Annotated in this window: 11 protein-coding genes and 2 pseudogenes; 1 reads left to right on the forward strand and 12 read right to left on the reverse strand. The window is 38.2% G+C overall.

Annotated elements, in window-relative coordinates; genetic code table 11:
* Positions 1-54: 54 nt before the first annotated feature.
* From M72_RS13325 to M72_RS13335, 3 genes are all read right to left on the reverse strand, one after another.
* A complete protein-coding gene (locus M72_RS13325; protein ID WP_055068571.1) occupies positions 55-831 on the reverse strand; it encodes a hypothetical protein in 777 nt (258 codons plus the stop codon).
* Complete coding sequence (locus M72_RS13330; protein ID WP_005348545.1) at positions 818-1357, reverse strand: RNA polymerase sigma factor; 540 nt, start codon at positions 1355-1357, stop codon at positions 818-820. The genes M72_RS13325 and M72_RS13330 overlap by 14 nt, the downstream gene beginning before the upstream one ends.
* 76 nt (positions 1358-1433) lie before the next feature.
* Positions 1434-2159, reverse strand: coding sequence for a M15 family metallopeptidase (locus M72_RS13335; protein ID WP_055068572.1), 726 nt, complete (start codon positions 2157-2159; stop codon positions 1434-1436).
* A 117-nt stretch (positions 2160-2276) separates the two neighbouring features.
* Here M72_RS13335 and mobQ point away from each other — a divergent pair.
* A pseudogene (gene mobQ / locus M72_RS13340) lies at positions 2277-4004 on the forward strand (MobQ family relaxase).
* Between the two features lie 131 nt (positions 4005-4135).
* Here the strand turns inward: mobQ and M72_RS13345 are convergent.
* The 9 genes and pseudogenes from M72_RS13345 to pcrA form a co-directional block, all read right to left on the reverse strand.
* On the reverse strand, positions 4136-5602 hold the full coding sequence (locus M72_RS13345) for a caspase family protein (RefSeq protein ID WP_006859000.1): 1467 nt from the start codon (positions 5600-5602) through the stop codon (positions 4136-4138).
* A 168-nt stretch (positions 5603-5770) separates the two neighbouring features.
* Positions 5771-5839, reverse strand: a pseudogene (locus M72_RS18275) (TnpV protein); the annotation flags it as partial.
* Between the two features lie 44 nt (positions 5840-5883).
* The gene (locus M72_RS13350) at positions 5884-6501 is read right to left on the reverse strand and encodes a GNAT family N-acetyltransferase (RefSeq protein ID WP_206541834.1); all 618 of its coding nucleotides are present in this window, start codon (positions 6499-6501) and stop codon (positions 5884-5886) included.
* On the reverse strand, positions 6476-7483 hold the full coding sequence (locus tag M72_RS13355) for a phosphotransferase (RefSeq protein ID WP_055068575.1): 1008 nt from the start codon (positions 7481-7483) through the stop codon (positions 6476-6478). The genes M72_RS13350 and M72_RS13355 overlap by 26 nt, the downstream gene beginning before the upstream one ends.
* A 38-nt stretch (positions 7484-7521) precedes the next feature.
* Positions 7522-8319, reverse strand: coding sequence for an APH(3') family aminoglycoside O-phosphotransferase (locus tag M72_RS13360; protein ID WP_055068576.1), 798 nt, complete (start codon positions 8317-8319; stop codon positions 7522-7524).
* Between the two features lie 17 nt (positions 8320-8336).
* Positions 8337-9092 (reverse strand): endonuclease/exonuclease/phosphatase family protein, encoded by a 756-nt coding sequence (locus M72_RS13365; protein ID WP_055068577.1) that lies wholly within the window; start codon positions 9090-9092, stop codon positions 8337-8339.
* 157 nt (positions 9093-9249) lie between these two features.
* On the reverse strand, positions 9250-11022 hold the full coding sequence (gene rlmD, locus M72_RS13370) for a 23S rRNA (uracil(1939)-C(5))-methyltransferase RlmD (RefSeq protein ID WP_055068578.1): 1773 nt from the start codon (positions 11020-11022) through the stop codon (positions 9250-9252).
* Between the two features lie 145 nt (positions 11023-11167).
* Positions 11168-11485: a hypothetical protein gene (locus tag M72_RS13375; RefSeq protein ID WP_022046011.1), complete on the reverse strand. Its 318-nt coding sequence runs from the start codon at positions 11483-11485 to the stop codon at positions 11168-11170.
* A 94-nt stretch (positions 11486-11579) separates the two neighbouring features.
* Positions 11580-13883: a DNA helicase PcrA gene (gene pcrA / locus M72_RS13380; protein ID WP_022046010.1), complete on the reverse strand. Its 2304-nt coding sequence runs from the start codon at positions 13881-13883 to the stop codon at positions 11580-11582.
* Positions 13884-14004 lie beyond the last annotated feature (121 nt).

The following is a 14004-nucleotide window of genomic DNA, read 5'->3' on the forward strand; positions in this document are numbered from 1 at the left end:
AGGTCTATTAAAGTTACCCTTTTTCTGAAAAACATATCGAAATCTTTTCAAAAATCATCTTGACATATCACCAGATTGCTCCAAAATTTTTTCATCAAATAGCAATGACTTCTGAACACAAAAAATAAAATATACAAAAGTCAATATCAGCATAGCCACCCATACCGGAGTTACAATTTTCTGATAAATAACATCATTTGCAACAATCATCATCCATAAACCAACCCATACCAGACAAGAAAGCACTGCTATATATTCTGATTTTTCCCATCTGCTGTACAATACACGAAAACATATACAACATGAAACATTTACCGGAAGCAAAAAATTAACCACCAAATCACTTAACGAGAGTATTGTTGTTTGATATGTAATTGCCAAAAACACCATAATGATCACCAGATCCACTACTCCAAACATTAACATTCTTGCTGTACAAATCTGACGCAGTGTGTAATAAGACGCCTGCTCAATTTCAATCGCACCATTTCTTCTGTTTTTCCAAATTTCCGGGACAATCAGAACCACAAATATTGTGGCAGATATTCCCATAATCCTCATCATATCTTTTATGTCTGACGTATAATTACTCAACCATATCCATAGATACATAAGAACACAACCTTGTAAAATCCACCATCTTTTTTTTATGAATTTTGTCTGCTCATACAAAAATTCAAAATAAGATGTTCTATGCGATTGTTTCGATAAAACCGACTCTGACAAAATATTCTGACATGCTTTTACTGTTTTGTTCTCTGCTTCAGCCCTTACATACTTTTCTTCAATCTCCTCTTTATATTCCTTTATTTGTTGTTTATAATTCTTCATCTTTTTTCACCTCCAACTCTTTCATTAAAAGTTCTTTTGCTCTTCCGATTCGATATTTTACAAGAGAAAGTTTGATATGAAGTAATTCTGCAATTTCTCTTTGCTTCAATTCCTGAAAAAAATATAAAACTGCCGTTTCTCTAATTTCTTCCGGTAACTTTCTCACTGCCTGTTCAATAGTTAATCGGACTCCTAGCTCTTCTACATGATTTTTACTACAGTCCTCTGATTTTAGCAGTTCCTCTGATGGAATATCTTTTTTCTTTTTGTAATAATTTTTAACTGTATTTCCGGCAATTGTATAAAGATAATTCTTAACTTTTCCATATTCTTTATATCTATATAAATTGGAAAAGAAACGTGTAAACACTTCTTGTGTCAAATCCTCTGCCTCATAGGGATCATTGATATGTAGCAAACAATATTGATATATACTTGAGTAATATTTTTTGACCAGTTTTTCACACGCATCTTCATCTCCTGCTCTTGCTAGATGTACTAACAAAGAATCAGTTTTGTATTCCATTCGCAAATTTGCCTCCCTCTGTTTTCTAAATAATATAACAATCCTACTATAAAAAAAGTTAGATTTTCTTTTGTTTTTATTTATATTTTTCTAAATATTCTTCCAAACATAAATTTTCTTCTTTCATTATTTTAGCGACAGTCGTTCCAACATAACGGTAATGCCATGGTTCATTACTAATTCCTGTTATATCCGTTTTATCTTCCGGGTAACGTTTTACAAACCCATATTTATATGCATTTTCGTCTAACCATTGATATACTTTTTCAGAAGAACATTTGTCGGTATCCGCATTAATATCAACACTCAGTCCTAATTGGTGTTCGCTTGTATCGGGAATTGCAACATATTTCTCGGCTCTTTTTTTTGCTTCTTTCGCAGAATATCCTTGTTTTTCATATTCATTGATTTTCTCGTCCATAATTTTTTGTTGTTCTTCTGTTGTTCGATATCCTTCTCTAACAAACAGTGCCAGCCCCTCAGCTCTTGCATCATTAAACATTTGTTGTAATTCTGGATAAATCCGTGAATCTACTTTTTTACCATTCGATAATTCTGTCAATTCTACTTGATAATTATTTGGAATATAATGATTTCGATTGACCAAAATAAGATTCCATTCACCCGAAGTGTCTGCAAAGGACTTTTCTGACTGCAAAATTTTCGGTAATGTTAATTCTCCAACCTGCACATCGATTTTTATTGTTCTCCACATTACAACGGTTATTATGATAGTCATTAAAAGAATGAATACTCGTAAAATATTCTTTCTTCTACGATTGCTGTATCTTCTTTTGTTCATTTTCTCTCCCACACTTTCATTATCAAAATATTTCTACTTTTAATATAATTAACAACCAAAACGACAAAAGAGTTAGTATCTAAACTTATTTATCAATAAAAAGTTTATTTTTTCTCAATTCCAGCTCAATTTCCCCTCAATACCTTTTTCCTCCGATTTTCGTATGCTTATCCCACAGCAGAGCAGTCTGCTGTTGCTGCTTCTGCTTATATGAGCTGTAGCCGCATGTACAATGATTATGACGGCATCCAGCATGACTATACCAGAAAGCAGGGGCTGATCTATCAGGAGGTGATGCTTCCTCCAATGGCTCCATTGGAATGGAATGACCGGGAACAACTCTGGAATGCTGTGGAAGAAAACGAAAAGACCAAAGACAGCCGACTTGCAAGAGAATTTGTTGTCGCACTCCCCGTTGAGTTGGATAAAGACAGCAATATTTCTCTTCTTCAAGATTTTATTAAAAAGAATTTTGTAGATATGGGGATGTGTGCTGATTTTGCCATTCACGATACAGATGGTCACAATCCCCATGCACACATTCTTCTTACTGTCCGACCATTAAATGAAAATGGAACATGGCAGTATAAAACTGAAAAAGAATATCTCTGTATCAAAGATGGGGAAGAAAAAGGATTTACTGCTTCTGAATTTAAAACTGTTCAAAAGCAGGGATGGGAAAAGCAGTACCGCTATAAAGTCGGTAAAAAGAAAGAATATCTGACTCCATCTTCCGCACAGGAAAAAGGATATGAACGGATTGATAAGCACCCCAAGAGCAGCCGATATGGCAGACAGAATCCTATTTTCGAACGATGGAACAGTGATGAACAACTTTGTATCTGGCGGGCAAACTGGGCAGATGCCGTAAATGAAATGCTTGCACGTAATCAGATAAATGCTACCATTGATCACCGTAGCTTTGCAGATCAGGGAATCACCGAACAGCCAACCATCCATGAAGGCTACATTGCCCAGAATATGGAAAAGAAAGGCATGATAGCAGACCGCTGTGAAATCAACCGTCAGATTCGTGCAGATAACAAAATGCTCCGGGAATTAAAAGCCCAGGTAACAAAACTGGCACAGGCTGTAGAAAAATCTATTCCAATAATAGCAGAAACATTGGAAGCAATCCGCAATCACATGATTTTTACACAATATCATTTGCTCCACAATGAGATGCAAAAAGAAGTGATCCATGACTGGATGAATCATTTTAATCCAATACTGAATAAATACAACACCGTTAAAAAGAAACTCAAAGCTAAAGTTACAGAGCGGAAAGAACTGAATGTGAAAAAAGAGAAAGCCAGTATTTTTAATCCCATCCAGCATATAAAATTGAATCAGCAGCTTACCACTGTTACCGAAGAAATTGAAGAACTGAAATCAAGAAAAGAGCAGCTAATCTTCCAGGCAGAATGCTCTACCGATAAAGATATGACGAATCTATCCAAGAAATACGACCAGATGAATAACAATCTTGATATCCTGGATTCTCAGGACATCTCGCTCAAAAAACAGCTTGAAAAAGATGCCGCCGCTTTCCAGGAAGAAAAATTTCGTCCTGAACCAGAACAATACACCGAATTGCTGGATACCAGAATCCAGATACGTCCTGATTTCCGGGATAAGCTGATCGAGCAGCTCAAAGGTACTTTTGGTAAATATTATGACTATCACCGTCGTGATATTGCCGCCAATGAGGTAGATTATCTCAATGTGGAAGATCCTGATGTTTTTTCCCATCGTGCCTAGGAACTTGAATATCAGAGGAAACAGGAGATGCGGCGAAATCAGCCTGCCAGAGCTAAGAAAAGGTCATATGATATGGAATTATAATCATCATCGAGTAGATAATATGCTCTTACAACTCTCTTGTTTAAAAGGCGTATGGATTTAAAAATTCCATACGCCCAATTCACTTTAACCAGTTACAATCTGCCATGTTTTCTTGTATAAAACCACATTCATTATAATGCTGAGATTCTTTGTTGCATATCAATAACTTGAACTTTACTATTTTTAAGAACTAATCCATACGAAAAATGAATCGTATTTCCTCCCACTGGTTCAAATTTAACATATTGTCCACATATATTTCTATTACGTTCACCAAATATTTTCTTTATCTTTTCTGGCAATACACTATATATCGGACATGACACATCTATAGTATAAAATCCATTTTTCATAGGATTACCTCTGTCACTAAACCATTCACTTATTGAAATTCTATTACCTGCTACAGATTTACATTGAGCTGTATATTCTTTGCCACGTAATGTAAACATTAATGGGGTTTCCTCTGGAATATTAGAAGATACTTGAAATCTTATCTTTCCATCATTCATTTTCCAGCTCAATGAAGCTTCAATCTTCAATTCCTTTCCATTAATAGGTTGTTTAGGTTCTAATTCCTCGGGCAATGGCAATAAATCTCCCATCTCAACGTAATGATTTTTATAATACCATCTACCATATTTCTGTATAAATCCCCATGATGACAAATAATTGCTGTTTAACTGATCTATAGTAGCATCCGAAAACTGAAATCCTCTTTTTGAATAATCTACTCTTGAATATGCACGCAAAATTTTAATAATTGGTATATGATATTTATTATAGGCATCTATATATGGCAAACATTCAATATCATAAATATTATCCGAAGCATTCTCATAAGATTTTCGACGAGCACATATGAATTCATATATTTTCTCATCAGTAACCTGTTCATTGACTGGTTGTGGCGTAACAGAAAAATAAAAGTCTCCCACTAACGAAGAATATTCCCATGAAAGCTGTTCTTCTCCGTATTGGCTAATTGATATTTCTGACACTTTATTTCTAACAAATTTAAACATTTCTTCAATTTTCAAATTTGGAATAAGCATAGCATCTTTTAAAACTTGTGTATATAATCCATTACTACATTGTCCATCAAATGCACTACAGTCAGCGCTTGTAGAATAAGCAATCATAGTACCTTTAGGTGGATTATTAAATGGCGCAAAGCCTGTTAAAAATCCCCTCCCCATAGCAAAAGGATTATCTCGACATGCATCCAATATACATATTAATGTTTTTCCCTTATATGAAGATGCACCTTCTAACAGCGAATTTAAACAATAACAAGAGACCATTGTCTTGCTTTTATCACTTAACTTTAAATCAATAGGAACGATAAAATTTTTACCGTCGATTTGCATACCATGCCCTGCATAAAAAAATACCCCTACAGCATATTCATCTAATGCCTGTAAAAAATCATTAACAGATTTTTGAATATCTATTAAATTTGCATCCATTATTTTTGTAACATCAAAATTTAATTTATTCAAAATACTAGCAATATCGTCAGCATCATTCTTAGGATTATTCAATTTTCCTACATTTGAATAATCAGAATTACCGATTACTAATGCAATTCTATCCATTATTCTCACCTCTGAAATTATCTTACGTTTTATTTCATAATTAAAAATTTTAAATTCATTTCTTAATATAAATTTTAATCTGTTATTTTGATCATACCACCTTCTTAGCCCATTTTCTATATAAACTCTTACAAACACTGAAAAGCTCCCGAAGGAGCTTTCCACGCTTTAAATATACACTAATTCTTTCAACACAATCTCTTCTGCAGCATTCCGGACATTATTTACCGCTCTAACCCTATAGGTTTATAATGAAAAATGGTTGCTAACATTTACTCCTTTTACTGAACAGCTGTATTTTTTAACCTCTTATATGCTTCAGAATTCATAACTTCCTTCAATATTTCCATAGCATCCTCATATTCATTCACAGCATGTCCATAACTATCTTCTTGCGTAATATTAAAGCCAAAATCATTGTATAATTTTATGGCTTGATATGATTCAGGTTGCGTATGTAAGTACACTGCTTGATTTCCATATTTCTGCTCAAAATATTTTAATACATATGTAATCAACATACGAGCGCATCCCCTATTTCTATGCGTTGGAACAACTGCAAGCCAATGAAGTACCGGAACAATTCTTTTTCCTTTATTTGAAAACCATGCACAACATGTACCAATACACGCTTCTTCAACGTTATCTTTGAGGAAAAAGCATCTTTCATCAATTTCACTACTATCATACAAAAAAGTTTTTTCAAAATAATCAGCAATATCAGCATCTGAATAACCTTCAAATTGTCCTGCCGCTTTCTGTATCTCAATCCAGACAGATTTCATTCCCGGCTTGTACTTTACTATAGAAAAACATTCTTCTGCTTCAGAAAAAGCATTTCTGTTTATACTGTCACACCTCATGATAATGCTTTTATAGGGTATACTTTTCTCTAACAAATTCATCTAACCATACCTTAAGTTGTTCTATTTGATTCTCATATTTTTTTAATTCATAAATCGTTCCTTGGGTTTGCTGGATTCCTTCTTCTTGGTCATTTATACCGCTACCTTCCATTCCCAGCGCCCTCTTTAGATTATATTCCAGCCACCCAAGCATTCCATCAAAGCTACAACTCAATATAACATCCCAATTTACATTGTATATGTTATTGTTTTCTGTATATGCTTGCATCAAAGCATCAAACTTAGCTTTACCATATTTACCCGTTTCATCAGAGATCCAGTAATTTAGTACCTCAATCAATTCCTGAAAGGGATTAACATATCCGGCCGCTTCCCAATCAATAATGTATGGTGCATCATTTTTCCACATAACATTTTTAGGATCTAAATCCCGGTGACTAATCACTTGATTTTGAGATGCTTCATACAAACCAGTGACTACATTCCTATCCCATCGCATGATATCTGCAATATTTTCTTGTAATACTTCAAGGGCCTCTGAATTACAAAGTTTTGCTTTCTCCATAAACAGATTCCAATCATATGCTTCTCTAATATCACGATTCTCAACCATGGCATCAATCTTTACCTGAGTTGCGTGAATCTTACCTAACACTCGGCCAATCTGCTCACAATGATATTCTGATATATCCGGAGCAAAAATGGATTTTCCATCCAACCAATCAAATACTACAAAGAAAGAGCCATCCATCTCAATAATATTTTTTCCCTGAAATGTTTTAGCCGCAATAAGAGGAATAACATTTGCCAACGCATTTGATACCAATTCTGAATGAATCATATTAGTTAATGCCTCTGGTCTTTTCATGATGTCAGGGTTTAACAATTTTATAGCATATTCTCCTTGGTCTGTACTCACATGGTACATTTTATGCATCAAACCACCTGTTACTAACTTGGGTTCTTCTATTATTTTGCCTAAAGCATATTTTATACATAATTCAGTTATCTTCATAAATTCGTCTCCGTAACCAATTTGGGTTATATTCGAAATCAAAACAACTCATCCAACAAAATATAATACCTGAACTTGTCATAATCCATATCCAGTTCCAATTCCTCTAATAACATTTGATGTGTAAAATCAAAATATTTCTTTCCTCCGTTGTAATGTCCTGCAAAATTGTGATTCAAACTTCTTAACGCAATGGCAATATCCTGCCATCTATCTGCAGGTCCCATTTTGCCAAGATCGATAAATCCACTAATCCTATTGTTTTCAACAAACACATTTGGTAAGCAGAAATCTCCATGAGTAAAAACAATATCTTCTTTGGGGCGATTTACCTCCAGCCAACATATTAATTCTTCCGGATCTCTGAATCCGCCTTCTCCAAATGTTTCAGTTTCAACATTTTCCATATCAACAAGATTATTTTCTACATTCCATCTGGCCTGTTTCAATCGTTCCTCCAACCTGCTGGTTCGAAATGGACATTTCGTTACATCAACTTTCCATAACGTTCTTAAGCCTTCTGCAACACATCTGATTAACTGTTTGGGATTATTTAGATATTCTTCATCACATAGCATTTTTCCTGTTATTCGTGTCATTAGCGTATACGCTGTTCCATCTTCCACGTAATATACCGGAATACCAGGAACCGGAACCTGTCCATCCAGCCATGCAACAATATCTTTCTCATTTTTAGTTTCCTCAGATTCAGCTTGTATCTTTAATACATAATCTGGATAAATCAGCACTTCCGAATCAGACATTCCCACATTATTGCTATATGAAGATTGATTTCCGACTATTTCTAATATTTTGTCTGGAATTTTTCTATTCATCTTATACTCCCTTACAATCAAATAAAATAAAGATCCGCATACACTCCATAATGATCACTCGCAGCATATCCACTTTTTTCTGAAATAGTTCTCCCAAATGTCTCACATTTTTCTAATATAGGAAGATCCATCGGATATGTGTTTCTAACTAATATCCTGTCATATCGTCTACTTACTTCTATTGATTTTAATCCTTTCCATCTGGGATTAGATTTTATATCAAGTGTATTATCAGTCGCTATATTATGGCGTTCTGCATATGCCTCAGCTAAATCGTACCAATTTTTTCCGCAATCACGTCCTTTTAAGGTCAGTTCCCCTAATAAAAACTGGTTTACACCCGATCTTTCTGAACAATTAAAATCACCTAAAAAAATTACATAGTCAGATGAAATACCTTCAATCTTTTCCATTACATTTAAAACAACCAATTCTCGATTTACTGCACTATCCCAAGGTAAATGAGTATTAATTAAAAGTAAAGTCTTATTCTGAATTTCTATCTTAGCAAATATACAATTTTGATCATATTCAAAACTCTTAATTGAATACCTACTTAGAATACTTAATCCTTCTTCCTCGTTTGCATGTTCATGAAACACAGCAAATTGATACCTACATCTTTCCACTAAATCCTGATGCGCTGCTTTGTTAGGTACTTCTTGTAAGCAAATAATATCCGCACTGATTTTAATTATTTCTTCTATCAATTGCTGTTTTCGTTCTGGCATACCTATTGCGGAATTCCATATGTTATAAGTCGCTATTCTCACTATTATCCCTCCGACATATCATATACAATATCAGAAATCTATTCCTACTCTAATACACACTCGCTATCTAGAGACTTTATCATCTCTAAACAGCCTTTTTTACTCCTTTACAACAAAAGACACTCTATACAAAACAAAATGTAGATATTTCTCTTTTTTATTTCATCTGAAAATACCTCAACGCATCCTCAATCGCCTTTTCCTTATCCTTCGGACACTGTGGTTGAATCTCATCTTCTGATTTCGGTTTATTATAGTTCTCCCTCTCAATAATGCCGCACTTCTTCTTAACCTGTGCAATATAGAGATTCGTCACCTTCATCCCGTCATTATGCTCAGCCACATATTTCTTAATTTCCTCATATGTAGCCTTGCTCTCAGCAGAAGTAATATCCATCTCATCCATATCTACAGTCACATTCACATGATGCTTCGCTTCATGAAGTTTGGACAAAAGGCATACCGTTTCCACATGCACGGTATTCGGAAACATATCCACGCACTGCACCTTATCCACGACATACCCCCGCGCCAGCAGCACCTCCAGATCCCGCGCCAGACTCGTCGGCTTACACGAAATATAAATCATATGATCCACACCATAATTGATAATCTTTTCCAGCGCCTTCGGATGAATACCATCCCTTGGCGGATCAAGCACAATATAATCCGGCCGTTCCTCAATCGTATCGAGCACCTTTAAGACGTCACCCGCCAAAAATTCACAGTTGTCCAGATGATTGAGTGCCGCATTCTCTTTTGCCGCCTCTACCGCTTCCTCAATGATCTCCACGCCCACAACTTTTTTGCAGACCGGAGCGAGCATCTGTGCGATCGTACCGGTACCGCTGTACAGATCATAAACGGTCTTGTCTGCCAGCATGTCCGGATTATCCCCGAGGATAAATTCGCGGGCTGTGGAATAAAGCACTTCTGCTCCGAGAGAGTTTGTCTGGAAAAAAGAAAACGGTGAAATCTGAAAACGCAGTCCCAACAGCTCCTCATAAAAATAATCCTGTCCGAAAAGTACTTCCGTTCCTTCGTTTTTTACGACATCCGCCACGCTGTCATTTTTTGTGTGGAGTACTCCTTTTAAGGTTCCTTCCAGGGAAAGTGCCAGAAGTACATCTTTCCATCCGGCTAAAAGCTGCTTTTCTTTTTCTTCGTTTACCGTTCCGGCATGTGGACATCTGCCCTGCTTTTCCAGCAATGCAGCCTCTATCTTTGCACGCTCGTCCGGCTCCTGCTCCTGTACATTTCTCCAATCCTGCGTCGTAGTGATCAGATCAACTAAAATCTCTCCGGTCTTTACTGCCTTTCGCACAAGAAGATGGCGCAGATACCCGGTATGACGCAGTCTGTGATAGAAGAAGATTTCCTGCTCCCTGAAATAAGCGAGCGTTGCCATGAGAATCGCACGGAAATCGCCATCCACGATCCGGCAGTCCTCTACCGTTACAATATCGTAAAAACTGCCGCGCTTGTGCATTCCAAGTGCCAGCGGTCCGTCCTTGTATTCATCTCCAAATGAAAATTCCATTTTGTTACGGTAAGCAAGCACACGCGGACTGTGTCTGATTGGCAGAAACTCATAAGCACAGGCATCCCCGATCGCCTGCTCTATCATGCCGCGTACCTGTGTCTCCTTGATCTTTAACTGTTCTTCATAAGGCAGACTCTGATACGTACATCCTCCGCACTGTCCGAAATGCCGGCAGGTATCTGCGGTCTCCCGTGGCGATTTCTTCACGGTTTCCAGAAGCCGTCCTTCCGCTTTTCCTTTTCGTACCTTATTTACTGCAAAGGAAACACGCTGTCCCGGAATGGTATTCTTGACGATGACGCGTTCTCCCTCGTCTGTCATCACAATCCCTTTGTTCGGGAATTCTACGGTTGTTACGTTTCCTTCTGCAATCTGCCCTTTTTTCATTCTTTTACTCCTCATGCATCATTCTGAATCTTATTTTCTTACAGAAAAAGGGACTACACAACTGCAGTCCCTTCTTTCTTCGTTCGGTTTTCTTTTTCTGCGCACCGCTCAAACTGCCTGAAAGTTCTCACGCTTCCGACAATGATTAATCCTCTGTCTTGTCTGCGGAAGCATCCTTAGACTCTGCAGCCGGCTCATCATCCTCATCCTCGAAGAAGTCATTGTCGAACTCATCTTCAAAATCGTCCTCAAAATCATCCAGATAATCCGGTGTAAAGAAACGATAAATTCCATAGATTGCTGCTGCAACTGCGACAACGATTCCAATCACGGCGAATACAATCACGAATTTGGAAGGTTTCTTCTCCTCTTCTTCCTGTCTCTTCAAAAACTTATTAAGCTTTGCTGCATCCAAAACATCCCCCACTTTGGTAGATGCTAAAATATCTTCTACTTTACTCATGATGGCACTTCTCCTTCCTGCATTTTTAATTACATCCATTATAGCATATCTTTCCCTGTTTTCCTATGAAAAATTTGTGTTTATAAAAAATTTATCATATCTTTTTTAATTTTGCAAAGCTTGCAAACATCTTCTTTGTTCCGACTTTGTCGAAATCTACGGTCACTTCATAGTCCCTGCCCCCGGAAACAATTGCCATGACTTCTCCATCGCCAAATTTGATGTGGCGGACACGATCTCCCACCTGATAGGACAATGCTCCACCCGCGGAACCAAAATCACGCTGGTTTTCCACCTTTGTATATACCGGTTTTGTGGCTTTTGAGGAACGGAAGGTCGATCCATATCCCTCTCCCACTTCTTTTCCATATCCGCTTCCACCATAACTCGGCACCGTCCGGAATGCCTTACGCGCCTTCTGAAATGTGGACTGTTCGATGGGTTCTTCCTTTGTCTTTGGCTCATAAATCTTTCCGGAAAGAAGTTCCGGCGGAATTTCCCTGACAAAACGGGATACTTTTCCATACTGTGTCTGCCCCCGCACCATGCGCACACGCGCGGAAGTGATTGTCAGATTTTTCTTTGCACGGGTAATTCCCACATATGCCAGACGCCGTTCTTCCTCGATCTCGGCCTGGGAGTTATCACTCGTAATAGACATATAACTCGGAAACAGTCCGTCCTCAAGTCCTGCCAGATAGACATTCGGAAATTCAAGTCCTTTCGCACTATGTAAAGTCATAAGTACCACATAGTCACTGTTTTCGTCAAAACTGTCAATATCCGCAACCAGAGCGACATTTTCCAGAAAGCCGTTTAAGGTCGGAGCTTCTTCCCCCTCCGCATAATCCACAGCTTTGCTGATCAATTCGTCAATATTTTCGATTCTTGCCTCTGCCTCATCCGTTCCCTCTGCTTCGAGTTCTCTGACATAACCGGTCGTTTCAATAACTTCCTGCAGCAGATCTGTCACGGAAAGCAGCTTTGCCTTTGCTTTCATAGACTGGATAAACAACACAAACGGCCGGATCTTTGCTGCCGCTTTGCCCAGCCCCGGTACCTGTTCTGCCACACAGAGCGCATCATAAAAACTGATCTCCTGCTCCTGGGCATACAATGCCACTTTGTTGATCGATGCCGCACCAATTCCACGTTTTGGGATATTGATGATACGCCGCACCGCCAGATCATCCTGCCCATTGTCGATGGTCTTTAAATATGCCAGCAGATCCTTCACTTCCTTACGGGCGTAGAAATTTACGCCGCCAAAAATTTTATATGGAATATTTGCTGTAATAAAACGTTCCTCAAAGAGACGGGACTGTGCATTGGTACGATAGAGAATGGCACAGTCTTTATACTGATACTCTCCTTTGCGTACCCGCCGGGCAATATCCCTTGCCACAAAATCCGCTTCCTCTGCCGCCGTATCCAGCTGCTCAAAGGTGATCTTGTCCCCGGCTCCATTGTCCGTCCACAGACGTTTTTCCTTTCGCCCCTGATTGTTGGCAATCACAGCATTGGCTGCATCCAGAATATTTTGCGTGCTCCGGTAATTCTGCTCCAGTTTGATCACTGTGGCATCCGGAAAATGATGTTCAAAATTCAGAATATTGTAGATATTCGCTCCCCGGAACTTATAGATAGACTGATCATCATCACCTACAACACAAAGATTCTGGTATTTTAAAGCCAGCAGACGGATCAGTTCAAACTGTGCGGTATTGGTATCCTGATACTCATCCACCATAATATAGCGGAAACGATCCTGATACGAGGCAAGCACCTCTTTGTCCAGTTTGAACAGTTCCACGGTTTTCATGATCAGATCATCAAAATCCAATGCATTATTCTGCTTTAACGCCTGCTGATATTCCCGATAAACCTGGGCCTGTTTCCGTTTCACATAATCGCCTGCCGCGCGCGTCTCAAATTCGATCGGATCGATCAGCTCATCTTTTGCGGAGGAAATAGCAGAAAGAAACATTTTCTCTTTGTACATTTTCGTATCGATTTCCAGACGTTTGCAGATATCCTTCATCAGAGTCTTCTGATCATCGGAATCGTAGATGGTAAAATTGGTCCCAAACCCCAGCCTGTCAATATATCTGCGCAAAATACGCACACAGGTGGAATGGAATGTGCACACCCAGATACTTTCCGAACCATATCCCACCATCTGGTCAATACGCTCCCGCATCTCCCCTGCCGCTTTATTGGTAAACGTGATTGCCATGATATTGTAGGGATTAACCCCGCATTCCTCAATCAGATATGCCGTACGATGTGTCAGTACTCTGGTTTTTCCGGACCCGGCACCTGCCAGAATCAGAAGCGGTCCGTCGGTTGCCATCACAGCCTGCCGCTGTGGTTCGTTCAGTGCATCTAATAAGCTCATATCGTTTCTCCGTCTCTTTCCATAATTCATTATTCGTGTGTCTCATTATATCATAGATAGTCCGAATAGAACATACATTCTTTTGTTTTTTGAAAAAAGCATGAAAATGCCTTGTCATCTA

The sequence above is a fragment of the Roseburia faecis genome (genome assembly GCF_001406815.1).
Lineage (GTDB): Bacteria > Bacillota > Clostridia > Lachnospirales > Lachnospiraceae > Roseburia > Roseburia faecis.